Genomic DNA, 15,012 nt, shown 5'->3' on the forward strand with positions numbered 1-15,012 from the left:
CCCGCCCGCCCCGGCAGCGCACAGCCGACGGCGGGCCGACCCCAAGGAAGGCCGACCAGTTGATCAACATCGATCTGAGCCGCAGACGAGCCCTCACCACCGCCGCGGGCGTCACCGCCGCCGCGGGCCTGGCCACCGTGGGCCTGCCCGCCGCACCGGCCGCCGCCGCCCCCGCGACCGCCGCCCCCAAGCCGCTGCGCGACGACGACCTCAAGGAGGCCCTGAGCCGACTCGAGGCCCGGCGCCGCCGCACCCTCACCGGCCGTCCCTCCGCCAACGGCTGGGAGATGCACAAGGCCGTCGACGCCGACAGCGCCCTGGCCACCCGCCCGGTGCCCGGCACCGGACTGAGCGTCGCGGTGCGCACCGGCGCCGTGGAGACCGTGCTCGTGCACGTCGTCCGCCGCTTCCACTACGAGGTCGACACCCTCGGCCTGCCCGGCGAACCCCGCCCGCTGGTGGGCTGGACGGCGCCGTCGAAGGTCCGCGACAGCGACCTGCCGCAGTCCAACCAGGCCTCCGGCACCGCCGTCGTCATCCGCCCCGGCTCCTACCCGCCGGGCGCCCGCGGCGCGTTCACCAAGGGCCAGGAACTGGTGATCCGCGACATCGTCGCCGACACCGAGGGCGTCGTCCGCTGGGGCGGCGACGACCGCCGCCCGTACGAGGGCCTGTTCTACGTCGCCGTGGACCCCGACGACCCGAGGCTGGCCCGCGTCGCGGAGAAGCTGCGCGCCGCGGGCGAGCGGCCGGGCGCCGGAGCCGGGGTCCTCGTCGACGCCACCCGCCCGTCCCGTCGCCGCCGCGCCGCCCGCTACCAGTGACGGACACCACCCCAGGTCACACCGGAAGGGACCCCATGAAGACCACCAAGCTGAGAGCCGCGCTGTCCGCCGCCGTCACCGCCGTCGCCGCCACCGCCGGGCTGATGGCGACCGCCTCCCCCGCCCAGGCGGCCACCTTCTACGTCACCGACAACTGCGACGTCCCGTGGATCAACTGCTCCTACGGCGACCTGTGGATGGTCTACAACTCCAAGGAGTACGCCCTGAGCGGCAACACCATCCTGTCCAGCTGGGCCAGCTTCTACGGCAACGTCCACGACTACGAGGGGACCAGCCAGTACCAGGGCTCCACCCTCTCGACGTACGTCTACGTCTTCAACGGCAACGGCAACGGCAGTGGCCAGCGCGTGAAGAACAACGCCGCCTCCGTCCGCAACTGCGCCCCCGCGGACAACTACCGCGTCTACTACAACTCCGGCTACCAGGGCCACTCCCAGTACTTCGGGCACGCCTCGGCCTACAACTGCCCCTTCGTGAACCTCGACTCGACGCTGAAGAACGAGAACGCGTCCCAGCACTTCGCGTAACCGGCCCAGGATCCAGGAGAGAAGTCGATGACCCACCGCACCAAGGCACCAGCCATCGCCCTCCTCGCCGTCTGCGCCGGGCTGATCACCAGTTGCGCCGCACCCGGCGGCGACCGCGCCGAGAGCGCCAGACCCGACCCGGTCGCCGACGCGGCTTCGGCGGTCGACCGCGGCAACTGGCCGAAGGCCGACAGCGACGGACTCGCCAAGGGCCTGGAACTCCCCCTCGAGGCGTACATGCAGTCGTACGAGGAGTCGGTCACCCTCGACAACGCCCAGCGCCGCCTGGAGAGCGAGTGCATGGCCGAGTACGGCCTGAAGGTCACCTTCCCGCCCGCCGGGATGAACCCGCCGCCGAACGACAACGACGCCAACATGGAACGCCGTTACGGCATCACCGACCGCGCGGCGGCCGAGAAGTACGGCTACGGCCTGCCCGAGGCCCTCCAGCGCCAGCAGCGCACGGAACTGCCCGCCCTCACCCAGCCGCAGGTCGAGGTGCTCTCCGGCCGCACCAGCCTGAACCCGGCGGACACCAGGGCGGCCCCGGCGCGCGACAGCTACAACGGCAAGGAGATCCCCGAGGACGGCTGCGCGGGCCGCGCCGACGACACCCTCGGCACCCGGAGCCTGGACCTCACGCTCGTCTCCGAACTGGACGGGCAGAGCCTGGTGCGGTCGCAGGCCACACCGAAGGTGCGGGCCGCGCTCGCCGACTGGTCGGCGTGCATGAAGGACAAGGGCTACACCGTCGACGTGCCCTACAACGCCATCGACCTCGCCCCGCGCGCCGGGGACACGCCCTCCAAGGAGGAGATCGCGGTCGCCGTCGCCGACATCGACTGCAAGGAGTCGACCGGCCTGGTCAAGATCTGGTTCACGGCCGACGCCAAGATCCAGCGCGAGCAGATCGCCGAGCACCGCGACCAGCTGAACGTGGTGCGCAAGGAGCACACCAACGCCCTGTCGGCCGCGAAGTCGGCCCTCGGCGGCTGAGGACGCCGGGGCGCCGGTCCGGTCAGCCGGACCGGCGCCCCACCGTGAACCCGAGCACCGACCCGCCGCCCTCGCGCTGGTAGGCGAAGGGCCCGCCGCCGTGCGCGAGCGCCACCTCGCGCACGATGGACAGACCGAGCCCGGAGCCGGGCAGCGAGCGGGCGTCGGCGGCGCGGTAGAAGCGGTCGAAGACCCGGGTCAGATCGTCGGCGGCGATCCCGGGCCCACGGTCGAGCACCTCCACGCGCACGGGCCCCACGGCCGCCGTACCGCCTGCCGGACCGGACACGGCGATCTCGATCGGCCCGGTGCCGTCGGCGTCGAACTTGGCCGCGTTCTCCACGAGGTTGGTCAGCGCCCGGGTCAGCATCACCGGCCGCCCCTCGGTCACGGTGGCGCCGCCCGCCCGTACGGCGATCCGGCGCCCGGTACGGCGGCGGGCCAGCGCGGCGACGTCCTCGGCGAGGTCGGCGAGGTCCACCCGCTGCGGCGGCTCGGCGTCGGACTGCCCGGCCGCCAGGTCGACCAGCTCGTTGACCAGGTCGGTCAGCTCCCGGGCCTCCTGGCCGAGGTCGGCGACGAGTTCCTCACGGGCCTGCGGGGGGAGTTCGTCGATCCGGCGCAGCAGGGAGATGTTCGTACGCAGCGAGGTCAGCGGCGTGCGCAGCTCGTGCCCCGCGTCCTGGACCAGTCGGCGCTGGTCCTCCTCCGACTGGGCGAGGCGGCCCAGCATGCGGTCGAAGGCGCGGCCGAGGCGGCCGACCTCGTCGTAGCCGGTGACCGGCACCTGGATGCCGAGCCGCCGGGTGCGGGCGACGGCCTCGGCGGCGTCGGTGAGGACGACCAGACGGCGGGTGATGCGCCGGGCCAGCCACCAGCCGAACAGCCCCGCGGCGACCACCACCGCCGCCATCAGCAGCAGGGTGCGCCGCTGGAGGGCGCGCAAGAGGTCCTCGGTGTCGCTGAACTCCTGCGCCACCTGCACCGCGCCCCGCCCGCTGCCGAGCGCCACGGTCGCCACCCGGTACACGTCGTCACCGACGTCGACGTCCTCGTGCTGGACCACCCTCCCGGCGCTCGCCGCACCCGCCACCAGCCGGTCGGCGCCGGTGACCGGGAGCCCGGGGCTGCCCCGGTCGACGACGTCACCGTCCGGTCCGAGCACCTGGACGTCCGTCCGTGCCGGGCGCACGAAGTCATGCCCGGGCCCGGAGGAGAAGTCCTCCGGCTCCATCCGGTTGGCCCGCATCTCGGCCCGCAGATCCTGCACGACCTCCGCGAACACCGACTGCTGGTCCACCCGCACCAGCCGGGCCGCCGCGCTGTACGACAGGATGCCGACCAGCACGGTCACCGCGGCCGTCACCGCCGCGAAGGACACCGCGAACGTGGTCCGCAGCGACAGCAGCCGCAGCCGACGTCCGCGGCCCATCAGCGTTCCCGCAGCACGTAGCCGACGCCCCGCACGGTCCGGATCAGCTGCGGCGCGCCCGGCTCGTCGAGCTTGCGGCGCAGATAGCCGACGTACACGGCGAGGTTCTTGGAGCCGGGGCCGAAGTCGTAGCCCCAGATGCGGTCGTAGATGGTGGCGTGGTCGAGGACGATGCCCGCGTTGCGGACCAGCAGCTCCAGCAGCTCGAACTCGGTGCGGGTCAGCTCCAGTTCCCGCTCCCCGCGCCAGGCGCGCCGCGCCCGCGGGTCCATGCGGATCCCGGCGGCCCGGATGAAGCGGGGGTCGGGCAGCGGCCGGGGAGCGGTGGTCTCCGGGGCCTCGTGCGTCAAGGGGCCGCCGTCCGGACTCGTCCGGCGCAGCAGCGCCCGCAGCCGGGCGAAGACCTCCTCGACGTCGAACGGCTTGACCACGTAGTCGTCCGCGCCCGCGTCCAGACCGGCGATCCGGTCCTGGGTCTCCACCAGCGCGGTCAGCATCAGGATCGGGGTGCGGTCCCCCTCGGCGCGCAGCACCCGGCACACCTGGAGCCCGTCGATGCCCGGCATCATCACATCGAGGACGAGCACGTCGGGCGGGGTCCGGTGGGCGCTGGCCAGCGCCTCCACCCCGTCGGCGACCGCCGTGACGTCGTACCCCTCCAGCGTCAGCGCCCGCTCCAGGGCGTGCCGGATCGCGCGGTCGTCTTCGGCGAGCAGAACGGTGGGGGCCACGGGTCCAGTGTGGCGTAGCGGTCCGGCCGTACGACCCGGGGTTGGTCGTACGGCCGGGCTTCTTACCCGGGTCTCACCCGCTGGGGCGGAGGGCGGCGAGCCGTTGCTCGAACGGGATGACCTGGTCGAAGGAGTCCCGCCGGGGCAGCGGGCGGGAGGTGGACAGCCCCGCCATCAGCGCCGCCAGTTCCCCGGCCGCCCCTTCGATACGCGCGTCCAGTCCCTCGGCGCCCCAGTCCTCGGAGGCGGCGTAGACGCCGGTCGGGACGACGACGGCCTTGAGGTAGGAGAACAGCGGGCGCAGGGCGTGGTCCAGGACCAGGGAGTGCCGGGCGGTGCCGCCGGTCGCGGCGATCAGGACCGGCTTGCCCGCGAGGGCGTTCTCGTCGGTGACGCTGAGCGCGTCGAAGAACGACTTGAACAGTCCGCTGTACGAGGCGGAGAACACCGGCGTGACCACGACCAGCCCGTCCGCGGCGGCCACCGCGGCGAACGCGTCGGCGAGCGCCGGGTCCGGGAAGCCGCTGGTGAAGGTGTGCGCGATCTCCACGGCGAGGTCGCGCAGCTCGATCACCTGCACGTCGGCCGGCGCGGGTTCCGGCGCGGTCGCGGCCGGGGCGGCGACCGCGGCCAGGCGGTCGCCGAGCAGCCGGGTGGACGAGGGCACGCTCAGCCCCGCGGAAACGACGACGAGCTTCATGCGTCGGCCCCTTCCTTCCGTACGTCCGCTACGTCCTGGATGGCCTTCGCCGCGAGCAGGGACGCGTGCGTGGGCGCGTTGGGCACCGTGCTGGGCCGACCGGCGGCGAACTCCTTGCGCAGCACCGGCACGACCTCCTCACCGAGCAGGTCGAGCTGCTCCAGGACGGTCTTCAGCGGCAGCCCGGCGTGGTCCATCAGGAACAGCTGGCGCTGGTAGTCACCGGCGTACTCGCGGAAGCCCAGGGTCTTCTCGATCACCTGCTGCGGCGAGCCCACGGTCAGGGGGGTCTGGTCGGTGAAGTCCTCCAGCGAAGGCCCGTGCCCGTACACCGGCGCGTTGTCGAAGTAGGGCCGGAACTCGCGCACCGCGTCCTGCGAGTTCCTCCGCATGAACACCTGCCCGCCCAGGCCGACGATGGCCTGCTCGGCGGTGCCGTGCCCGTAGTGGGCGTACCGGGAGCGGTACAGGTCGATCATGCGCTTGGTGTGGTCGGCGGGCCAGAAGATGTTGTTGTGGAAGAACCCGTCGCCGTAGTACGCCGCCTGCTCGGCGATCTCCGGCGACCGGATCGACCCGTGCCACACGAAGGGCGGTACGCCGTCCAGGGGCCGGGGCGTGGAGGTGAACCCCTGCAAGGGGGTGCGGAACTTGCCCTCCCAGTTCACGACGTCCTCGCGCCACAGGCGGTGCAGCAGGGCGTAGTTCTCGATGGCGAGGTTGATGCCCTGCCGGATGTCCTGCCCGAACCAGGGGTAGACCGGCCCGGTGTTGCCGCGGCCCATCATGACGTCCACCCGCCCGTCGGCGAGCTGCTGGAGCATCGCGAAGTCCTCGGCGATCTTCACCGGGTCGTTGGTGGTGATCAGGGTGGTGGAGGTGGACAGCACCAGCCTCTCGGTCCGCGCCGCGATGTACCCGAGCATGGTCGTCGGCGACGACGGCACGAACGGCGGGTTGTGGTGCTCGCCGGTCGCGAAGACGTCCAGACCGACCTCTTCCGCCTTCAGCGCGATGGCGACCATCGCCTTGATGCGCTCCCGCTCGGTGGGCGTACGGCCCGTCGTCGGGTCCGGCGTGACGTCTCCGACGCTGAAGATCCCGAACTGCATGGACTGCATGGCCGTTCACCCTCCAAGTGGTTGATCGTTCAACTATACGACTGAACGGGGAGGGGGGTGATGTTATTCCGGGGCGGGTGTCGTTCCGGCGGCGGTGCCATTCCAGGTCCCTTTCCCCGAGCCCGGCATGCGAGGCTGCCCGCATGCTCGTGCTCCGCTCCGCCGCCCTCTTCGTCCTCGCCGCCCTCTTCGAGATCGGCGGCGCCTGGCTGGTCTGGCAGGGCTGGCGCGAGCAGCGCGGCTGGGTGTGGATCACCGGCGGCGTGCTGGCCCTGGGCGCGTACGGCTTCGTCGCCACCTTCCAGCCGGACGCCCACTTCGGCCGCGTCCTGGCGGCGTACGGCGGGATCTTCGTCGCCGGTTCGATCCTGTGGGGCGTGGTGGCGGACGGCTACCGCCCGGACCGCTGGGACATCGCGGGCGCGCTGATCTGCCTCGCGGGCATGGCGGTGATCATGTGGGCGCCGCGCGGCAGGTGACGGCGTACGGAGGGGTCAGGCGGGCGGCAGCAGCCCCAGCTGCCCCAGGAACTCCATCTGGTCGTAGTAGACCCGGTAGCTGACGATCCTGCCGTCCTCGACAGTGGCCATGTCCACGCCGTGGATCCTGACCTCCTTGTCGGTCGCGGGCAGCGTCTGGCCCGTGGGCAACTGGAGGGGCCCGGTGTTGCGCCCGCGGTAGAAGCCCTCGTCGATGGCGGTGTCACCGGCCTCGTACCCGTGCTCCGGCTCGTACGCGGCGTCCGGCATCGCCTCCGTCATCTGGCGCCACCAGCCGACGATGTCGTCCCGCCCGTGGAACTCCCCGTCGGGGGTGACGGCGACCGCGTCCTCCGCGAACAGCTCGGCGACCGTGTTCAGATCGGCCCTGGTGGTGACGGCCCGCGTGAGCCGGTCCATGACCTCGCGTGCCTCTCCCATGACGCACCTCCGCTCTCTCGACGGTGCAGGGATCACCAGATCAATCTTCCCACCGCCGTGATCGGCCCGCCTATCCTGACGGGGTCGCTTTCGACCCGTCCGAGGAGCACGCCATGACCCCCGCCGCACCCTCCGCCGCCTCCCGCATCGCCGTCATCACCGGTGCGAGCAGCGGAATCGGCGCCGCCACGGCACGGCAGCTCGCGGCGGCGGGCTACCGGGTCGTCCTGACGGCCCGCCGCAAGGACCGTATCGAGGCCCTCGCGGAGGAGATCAACGCGGCGGGCCACTCGGCGGCGGCCTACCAGCTGGACGTCACCGACCGCGCGGCGGTCGACGAGTTCGCGACCGCCTTCCAGACGGTCGGCGTGCTGGTCAACAACGCGGGCGGCGCGCTCGGCGCCGACCCGGTGGCCACCGGCGACCCGGCCGACTGGCGGACGATGTTCGAGACGAACGTCATCGGCACCCTGAACGTCACCCAGGCCCTGCTCCCCAAGCTGGACGCCAGCGGTGACGGCACGGTCGTCGTCCTCACCTCCACCGCGGGCCACGGCACCTACGAGGGCGGCGCGGGCTACGTCGCCGCCAAGCACGGCGAGCACGTCCTCGCCGAGACGCTCCGCCTGGAGATCGTCGGCCGCCCGGTGCGCGTCATCGAGATCGCGCCCGGCATGGTCAGGACCGAGGAGTTCGCCCTGACCCGCTTCGGCGGCGACACGGCCAAGGCCGCCAAGGTCTACGAGGGCGTCGCCCAGCCCCTGACCGCCGACGACGTCGCCGACACCATCACCTGGGCGGTCACCCGCCCCTCCCACGTCAACGTGGACCTCCTGGTCGTCCGCCCCCGCGCCCAGGCGTCGAACACGAAGGTGCACCGGGAAGCGCGGTAACCGGCGAGCAGGAGCGGGGGGAGCGGCCATGGTGATCGAGGCCAGCGAGGACCAGCGCTGGCTGACCCGCCCCGCCTTCGGCGAATGGCCACTGATCTCGGCCCGTCCACGGAGCCGGAAGCGACCGCTGGCGCCTGAGACGACCGCCCCGGCTCACCCCTTCACGCAGACGACCTGCTTCAGCTTCGCCACCACCGCGACGAGGTCCCGCTGCTGGTCGATGACCTGCTCGATCGGCTTGTAGGCGCCGGGGATCTCGTCCACGACGCCGGAGTCCTTGCGGCACTCCACACCCCGCGTCTGCTCCTCCAGGTCCTTGGTGGAGAAGCGCCGCTTCGCCGCGTTACGGCTCATCCGCCGACCCGCGCCGTGGGAGGCGGAGTTGAAGGACTTCTCGTTGCCGAGGCCCTTCACGATGTACGAACCGGTGCCCATGGAGCCGGGGATGATCCCGTACTCCCCGGACCCCGCCCGGATCGCGCCCTTGCGGGTCACGAGCAGGTCCATGCCCTCGTACCGCTCCTCCGCCACGTAGTTGTGGTGGCAGGAGATCTCCCGCTCGAAGGTCGGCCTGGCCTTCTTGAACTCCTTGCGGACGACGTCCTTCAGCAGCGCCATCATGATCGTGCGGTTGTGCTTGGCGTACTCCTGCGCCCAGAACAGGTCGTTGCGGTACGCCGCCATCTGCGGTGTGTCCGCGACGAAGACGGCGAGGTCGCGGTCGACGAGGCCCTGGTTGTGCGGGAGCTTCTGCGCGACGCCGATGTGGTGCTCGGCGAGTTCCTTGCCGATGTTCCGGGACCCGGAGTGCAGCATCAGCCACACCGCGCCGGTCGTGTCCGTGCAGACCTCGACGAAGTGGTTACCGCCACCGAGCGTCCCCATCTGCTGAGTCGCCCGTTCCTGACGGAACCTGACCGCGTCCGCCACGCCCCCGAACCGTCCCCAGAAGTCGTCCCACCCACTGGTCGCCAGCCCGTGCAGCCGCCCCGGGTCGACGGGGCTGGCATGCATCCCCCGGCCCACCGGGATCGCCTGCTCGATCTGCGACCGCAGCCGCGACAGGTCACCGGGCAGGTCATTGGCCGTCAGCGACGTCCGCACCGCCGACATCCCGCACCCGATGTCCACCCCCACCGCCGCGGGACACACGGCCCCCCGCATGGCGATGACGGACCCGACCGTCGCGCCCTTGCCGTAGTGCACGTCCGGCATCACGGCCAGGCCCTTGATCCAGGGCAGCGTCGCCACGTTCCGCAACTGCTGGAGCGCGACGTCCTCGACCGACGCCGGGTCGGTCCACATCCGGATCGGTACCTTGGCGCCCGGCATCTCCACGTACGACATAAACCCTCATCCCCCTGAAAACCACGAAAGCAAAACAAGAAGCCTGAAACGCAAAACCGGCGCCAAGGTCAATGAAAACGGACAACGGACCGGCGTCCACGGCAGCGCGTGCGATACACATTGTCTTCTGGACACACCCCCGCCCGGCAAGCGAATAACCAGCGGGGACACTGGACCCACCGGCCCGGAACGACCCCGGCCGGGAACACCGTCGAGAGGAGCCCGACCGTGCAGCGGAAGGCGTATGTATCCGGCGTCGCCGCACTGCTCGCGGCACTCCTTGCCGGGTGCACCGGCGGCTCCGACGACGGCGGACCCACCGACGGCTCCAACCCCGAGGGCCCGGGCGCCCGCACGGCGACCGCCCAGCCCGGCCGCTACCGCACCCTCCCCGAGGCCTGCGGCGCGGTCGGCGAGAACACCCTCGACTCCCTGCTCCCCGGCATCAAGCAGCTCACCGACGAGGAACAGCGCGAGAAGGCCTACGCGGGCGAGGCCATCCTCACCTACGACAACGACCGCAAGGTGGGCTGCCGCTGGAAGGTGGAGTCCAGCACCGCCACGAACCACCTCTACGTCGACCTGGAGCGCGTGGTCTCCTACGACAACACCGTCAGCGACGACAGCCAGGCCGAGCAGCTGTTCGCGACCCTGCGCACGGCGGCCGACCTCCCGGCCCCGACCACGACGTCCGAGGACAGCACGTCCGAGGACGGGGAGACGACGGAGACGGGGCCCCCCTCCCCCTCCACCGACTCCTCGGCCGACTCCACCTCCGGCTCCTCCGCGGGCACCTCCACCCCTGCGGACGCCACCCCCTCCACCACCGCCCCCGACCTCCAGCCCCGCGTCCTGGACGACCTGGGCGACGAGGCCTTCGTGGACGACGAGCTGAACAGCGCCGGTTCGACGGCCCAGCAGCGGACGGTGACTGTGGCGTTCCGCACGTCGAACGTCATCGTGACGATCAAGTACGAGGAGCAGGCGGCGGCCGTCGGAGTCGTACCGGACAGCGAGGAAATGCAGGACAGGGCGCGGAAACTGGCCGCCCAGCTCGCCGACTCCCTGTCCGGTTAGCGGCATTTGACCGCTCACCGGCCGCCGCCCACGCCCATCCACAAAGGCGCCGAAGCCGGGGCGTACCCCTCCCTCACCGCGTACCGTGGCCCCTCGGACCCGATCCGACCGCAGGGAATCACGAAGCGTCATGAGTGAAGGAACCATGCAGCGACGAGTACAGCGAGCCGATGATCAGCGTGACCAGCGCCCGGGGCGGACGACCCGCCTGAGCCGTGCCCTCGTCGGCGCGGCCACCGTGCCCGTGATGCTGATCGCCGCGGGCTGCTCCTCGGACTCCGGCTCCGGCGACGACGCCAAGAAGGCCTCCGAGAGCGCCGCGAGCACCTCCGCGAGCCCGTCGCCGACGGTACAGGCGGCGGTGTACGACACGCTGCCCCAGCCGTGCAGGATGCTGGCGAAGAAGACCCTCGAGGACCTCGTCCCCAAGGGCACCTCCGGCAAGGAGGGCAACTCGGACGACACCGCCACCCGCGCCAACTGCTCCTGGAGCAGCCTCGACAACAACGGCGTCGACGGCTCCCAGTTCCGCTGGCTGAACGTCGCCCTGCTTCGCTTCGACTCCGACGTCACCCGCGGCGCGGGCGACGAGCGCGCCAAGGAGTACTACGCCAAGCAGGTCCAGGAGGCCCAGGGGGTCACCGGCGCCAAGAACACCAAGGCGGAGCCGGTCAGCGGCACGGGCGACGAGGCGACCCTGATCCGCTACGACCTGAAGAAGAAGGAAGGCGCCTTCAAGCAGCAGACGATCGTCACCCGGGTCGAGAACGTCGTCATCACCCTCGACTACAACGGCGCGGGCCTCGCGGGCGAGAAGACCCCCGACGCCGGCGACCTGGTGAAGGCGGCGACGAAGGCGGCCAAGGAGGCGGTGACGGCGGTGACGGAGACGAAGCCGGGTTCGGGCTCGGACAGCCCGTCGGCGTCGGCCTCACCGTCGAAGTCGGCGTCGAAATCCTCGGCGTGATCCCCGCCGCGTCCCCGCCGCGGTCTCCGTCGCGATCTCCGTCGTAGAGCTGAGAGCCATACCGGCCACCCGTCCCCCGCACACATGTGCCACTCTGTTGGGCGCGCAACAAGAGGCACTGGGAGGGGAGTACGGGTGGCCGCGCCACTTCAGTTGACACGGATGCACCGCGTTCTCATCGGCGTGGTCGTCTTCGGTGCCGTCATCATCGCGGGCATCGGCTTCGCGGGTTCGTACGCCGCCGTACGCGAACTCGCGCTCAAGAAGGGCTTCGGGGACTTCAGTTACGTCTTCCCGATCGGCATCGACGCGGGCATCTGCGTCCTGCTCGCCCTGGACCTGCTCCTCACCTGGATCAGGATCCCCTTCCCGCTGCTGCGCCAGACGGCCTGGCTGCTGACCGCGGCGACGATCGCGTTCAACGGCGCCGCCGCCTGGCCGGACCCGCTCGGCGTCGGCATGCACGGCGTGATCCCGATCCTGTTCGTGGTCTCCGTCGAGGCCGCCCGGCACGCCATCGGCCGCATCGCCGACATCACCGCCGACAAGCACATGGAAGGCGTCCGCCTCACCCGCTGGCTGCTCTCCCCCGTCCCCACCTTCCTCCTCTGGCGCCGTATGAAGCTCTGGGAGCTGCGCTCCTACGAGCAGGTCATCAAGCTGGAGCAGGAACGCCTCGTCTACCAGGCCCGCCTCCGCTCCCGCTACGGCCGCGCCTGGCGCCGCAAGGCCCCGGTGGAGTCCCTGATGCCGCTCCGCCTCGCGCGTTACGGCGTCCCCCTGGCGGAAACGGCCCCCGCGGGCCTGGCAGCGGCGGGGATAGAACCGGCACTGCTGCCTCCGGCACCACAGCAGGCACTGGAGGCGGCAGCGGTGGCACCTCCCAGCGAGCGGCGCCCCAGCCTCCAGCGCCCAGCCGTACCCGAACCCGCCCCCGAGCCCGCACCGGACCAGAACCCCTGGCTCCACGCCAGAGACCCCCGCACCACCGAGTACCACGGCAACTACGACCCCACCTACGACCCGGACGCCGCCTACGCCCAGTGGTACGCGGAGCAACAGCAGGCGGAGGAGTACCGGGACCAGTACGAGGAGCCGTACGAGGAACCCCCGCTCCCCTCCATGGAGGACACCGGCAGCTTCCCCATCCCGGTGGGCCCCAACCGCACCCGCGAACTGGGCGAAGGCGGCGGCACCCCCGCCCCCGAACCCGATGAGGAGGCGTACTACCAGGTCTTCAAGCAGTCGATAAACGGCAGCTACCCCACGCCCCGCGAGTTCGGCGAGAACGTGGAGGCCGAGTTCCGCCTGGACCTCCCCCCGGACGAGGCCAAGCGCATGGTCAACCGCTTCACGAACCGCTACAACGCGGAGCTGGAAGAAGACCACATAGCCTGAGCGAGGGCGAGGGCGAGGGCTAGAACGAGGACGGGGGCGCCCGGCGTCAACCGCCAAGCGCCCCCATCACCACGTGGACGGAACGACGAGGACTACTCCCCGAGCAGCCTCCGCACCCGCTCCTGCCCCACCGCCAGCAGCAGGGTGGGCAGCCGGGGCCCGGTGTCCCGCCCGACCAGCAGGTGGTACAGCAGCGCGAAGAACGTCCGCTGGGCCGTCTTGATCTCCGGCGGCAGCTCCTTGGGCGTGGCGTCCGCGGAGAACCCGGCCTGCACCTTGGGCACGCCGTAGACCAGGTGGGTCAGCCCGTCCAGCGACCAGTGGTCGGCCAGCCCGTCGAGCAGCAGCCGCAGCGAACCCCGCGCCTGCTCGTCGAGGGACTTCAGCAGATCCAGGTCGGGCTCGTCCCGCACGATGGTCCGCTGCTCGGCGGGCACCTGCGTGTTGATCCAGGCCTCGGCCTTGTCCAGCCGCGGCCGGACCTCGTCGAGCGAGCCCAGCGGCTGCTCCGGGTCCAGCTCGCTCAGGATCCGCAGCGCCTGGTCCTCGTGCCCGGCGGTGATGTCGGCGACGGACGCGAGCGTCCGGTACGGCATCGGCCGCGGGGTGCGCGGCAGCTCACCGGCGGCGGTGCGCACGGCACGGGAGTGCGCGGCGACGTCGGCCGGGAGGGCCGACCCGTCGGCGACCTTGGCGTCCAGGCGGTCCCACTCGTCGTAGAGCCGCTGGATCTCCTGGTCGAAGGCGACCTTGAAGGACTGGTTGGGGCGGCGGCGGGCGTAGAGCCAGCGCAGCAGCTGCGGCTCCATGATCTTCAGCGCGTCGGCGGGGGTGGGCACGCCACCCTTTGACGACGACATCTTCGCCATGCCGCTGATCCCGACGAAGGCGTACATCGGCCCGATGGGCTGCTGCCCGTCAAAGATCCCCACGATCTGCCCACCGACCTGGAAGGACGACCCGGGCGAGGAGTGGTCGACCCCACTGGGCTCGAACACGACCCCCTCGTAGGCCCACCGCATGGGCCAGTCGACCTTCCACACCAGCTTGCCGCGGTTGAACTCGTTCAGCCGGACGGTCTCGGAGAAACCGCACGCCGTGCAGGCGTAGGTCAGCTCGGTGGTGTCGTCGTCGTAGCCGGTGACGGTGGTGAGGTCCTTCTCGCAGTTGCCGCAGAACGGCTTGTACGGGAAGTACCCGGCGGTGCCGGAGCTGCCGTCGTCCTCACTCGCCGCGCCGGACCCCTCGGCGGCCTCCAGCTCGGCCTCGTCGAGGGGCTTCTGCGACGCCTTCTTCGCCGGGGCCTTCTTGGTCCGGTACTGGTCGAGGATGGCGTCGATGTCGGCCCGGTGCCGCATGGCGTGCAGGATCTGCTCGCGATAGGCACCCGACGTGTACTGCTCGGTCTGGCTGACCCCGTCGAACTCCACCCCCAGCTCGCCGAGCGCCTCGACCATGGCGGCCCTGAAGTGCTCGGCCCAGCTGGCGTGCGGCGACCCCTTGGGCGCGGGCACGGACGTCAGCGGCTTGCCGATGTGCTCGCCCCAGGAGTCGTCGACCCCCGGCACGCCCGCGGGCACCTTCCGGTACCGGTCGTAGTCGTCCCACGAGATCAGGTGCCGGACCTGATACCCGCGCCGCCGGATCTCGTCGGCGACGAGGTGCGGGGTCATGACCTCCCGGAGATTCCCCAGGTGGATGGGGCCGGAGGGCGACAGCCCGGACGCGACGACGACCGGTTTGCCCGGGGCCCGACGCTCCGACTCGGCGATGACCTCATCCGCGAAACGGGAGACCCAGTCGGTGGTCTCGGTGCTCTGAGCCACGATCGGCACGTCCTCTTTCTCTCCACAAGATCCCGAACCAGCCGCGACAAGCCACGACTGCCGTCCCCATTCTCCCAGCTCCCCACTCGACAACGAAAACGCGTTATCCCCACAGCACGGCCAGCTGGCACAGCGACGGGAGTCGCATACCCCGCCCCCCTCTCCCGCCCGCGCAGAAAAACCCCTTTACGCCCCATGGGATACTGACCACGTCTATCCATACGCACGAGGA

At 71.3% G+C, this 15,012-nt stretch carries 15 protein-coding genes; 8 read left to right on the forward strand and 7 right to left on the reverse strand.

Annotated elements, in window-relative coordinates:
- Positions 1-62: 62 nt before the first annotated feature.
- Genes ACFVQG_RS36785 through ACFVQG_RS36795 form a run of 3 tightly spaced genes read left to right on the forward strand, consistent with a single transcriptional unit; the run spans position 63 to position 2,368 of the window.
- A complete protein-coding gene (locus ACFVQG_RS36785; protein ID WP_383392566.1) occupies positions 63-824 on the forward strand; it encodes a hypothetical protein in 762 nt (253 codons plus the stop codon).
- 35 nt (positions 825-859) lie between these two features.
- Positions 860-1,372 carry a hypothetical protein gene (locus tag ACFVQG_RS36790; protein ID WP_383392465.1) on the forward strand — a complete coding sequence of 171 codons (513 nt, stop codon included), beginning with the start codon at positions 860-862 and terminating at the stop codon, positions 1,370-1,372.
- A 27-nt stretch (positions 1,373-1,399) separates the two neighbouring features.
- The gene (locus tag ACFVQG_RS36795; RefSeq protein WP_383392468.1) at positions 1,400-2,368 is read left to right on the forward strand and encodes a hypothetical protein; all 969 of its coding nucleotides are present in this window, start codon (positions 1,400-1,402) and stop codon (positions 2,366-2,368) included.
- Between the two features lie 22 nt (positions 2,369-2,390).
- On the opposite strand, the gene ACFVQG_RS36800 is transcribed toward ACFVQG_RS36795, so the two are convergent.
- From ACFVQG_RS36800 to ACFVQG_RS36815, 4 genes are all read right to left on the reverse strand, one after another.
- Positions 2,391-3,800, reverse strand: coding sequence for an ATP-binding protein (locus ACFVQG_RS36800; protein WP_383392469.1), 1,410 nt, complete (start codon positions 3,798-3,800; stop codon positions 2,391-2,393).
- The gene (locus ACFVQG_RS36805) at positions 3,800-4,531 is read right to left on the reverse strand and encodes a response regulator transcription factor (RefSeq protein WP_383392471.1); all 732 of its coding nucleotides are present in this window, start codon (positions 4,529-4,531) and stop codon (positions 3,800-3,802) included. The genes ACFVQG_RS36800 and ACFVQG_RS36805 overlap by 1 nt, the downstream gene beginning before the upstream one ends.
- 73 nt (positions 4,532-4,604) lie before the next feature.
- Entirely contained in the window at positions 4,605-5,231 is a 627-nt protein-coding gene (locus ACFVQG_RS36810) for a CE1759 family FMN reductase (protein ID WP_383392474.1), read from the reverse strand.
- Positions 5,228-6,343, reverse strand: coding sequence for an LLM class flavin-dependent oxidoreductase (locus ACFVQG_RS36815; protein ID WP_383392568.1), 1,116 nt, complete (start codon positions 6,341-6,343; stop codon positions 5,228-5,230). The genes ACFVQG_RS36810 and ACFVQG_RS36815 overlap by 4 nt, the downstream gene beginning before the upstream one ends.
- A gap of 152 nt (positions 6,344-6,495) precedes the next feature.
- Here ACFVQG_RS36815 and ACFVQG_RS36820 point away from each other — a divergent pair, with 152 nt between their 5' ends.
- Positions 6,496-6,831 carry a YnfA family protein gene (locus ACFVQG_RS36820; RefSeq protein ID WP_383392477.1) on the forward strand — a complete coding sequence of 112 codons (336 nt, stop codon included), beginning with the start codon at positions 6,496-6,498 and terminating at the stop codon, positions 6,829-6,831.
- 15 nt (positions 6,832-6,846) lie between these two features.
- Here the strand turns inward: ACFVQG_RS36820 and ACFVQG_RS36825 are convergent, their stop codons facing one another.
- Positions 6,847-7,272, reverse strand: a complete 426-nt coding sequence (locus ACFVQG_RS36825; protein WP_383392480.1) for an ester cyclase — start codon at positions 7,270-7,272, stop codon at positions 6,847-6,849.
- A 113-nt stretch (positions 7,273-7,385) separates the two neighbouring features.
- On the opposite strand from ACFVQG_RS36825, the gene ACFVQG_RS36830 reads away from it, so the two are divergent.
- The gene (locus ACFVQG_RS36830) at positions 7,386-8,165 is read left to right on the forward strand and encodes an SDR family NAD(P)-dependent oxidoreductase (protein ID WP_383392482.1); all 780 of its coding nucleotides are present in this window, start codon (positions 7,386-7,388) and stop codon (positions 8,163-8,165) included.
- A gap of 153 nt (positions 8,166-8,318) precedes the next feature.
- On the opposite strand, the gene ACFVQG_RS36835 is transcribed toward ACFVQG_RS36830, so the two are convergent.
- On the reverse strand, positions 8,319-9,512 hold the full coding sequence (locus ACFVQG_RS36835) for an RtcB family protein (protein ID WP_383392486.1): 1,194 nt from the start codon (positions 9,510-9,512) through the stop codon (positions 8,319-8,321).
- Between the two features lie 228 nt (positions 9,513-9,740).
- On the opposite strand from ACFVQG_RS36835, the gene ACFVQG_RS36840 reads away from it, so the two are divergent.
- The 3 genes from ACFVQG_RS36840 to ACFVQG_RS36850 all read left to right on the forward strand — a co-directional run bounded on the left by ACFVQG_RS36840 (position 9,741) and on the right by ACFVQG_RS36850 (position 12,954).
- Positions 9,741-10,589, forward strand: coding sequence for a DUF3558 domain-containing protein (locus ACFVQG_RS36840; RefSeq protein WP_383392488.1), 849 nt, complete (start codon positions 9,741-9,743; stop codon positions 10,587-10,589).
- A 145-nt stretch (positions 10,590-10,734) separates the two neighbouring features.
- Entirely contained in the window at positions 10,735-11,556 is an 822-nt protein-coding gene (locus ACFVQG_RS36845; protein ID WP_383392491.1) for a DUF3558 family protein, read from the forward strand.
- 162 nt (positions 11,557-11,718) lie between these two features.
- Positions 11,719-12,954: a DUF2637 domain-containing protein gene (locus ACFVQG_RS36850; RefSeq protein WP_383392494.1), complete on the forward strand. Its 1,236-nt coding sequence runs from the start codon at positions 11,719-11,721 to the stop codon at positions 12,952-12,954.
- 92 nt (positions 12,955-13,046) lie between these two features.
- Here ACFVQG_RS36850 and lysS read toward each other — a convergent pair whose 3' ends face one another.
- On the reverse strand, positions 13,047-14,789 hold the full coding sequence (gene lysS, locus ACFVQG_RS36855; RefSeq protein WP_383392496.1) for a lysine--tRNA ligase: 1,743 nt from the start codon (positions 14,787-14,789) through the stop codon (positions 13,047-13,049).
- Positions 14,790-15,012: the final 223 nt, after the last annotated feature.

Source organism: Streptomyces sp. NPDC057877 (assembly GCF_042796855.1).
Lineage (GTDB): Bacteria > Actinomycetota > Actinomycetes > Streptomycetales > Streptomycetaceae > Streptomyces.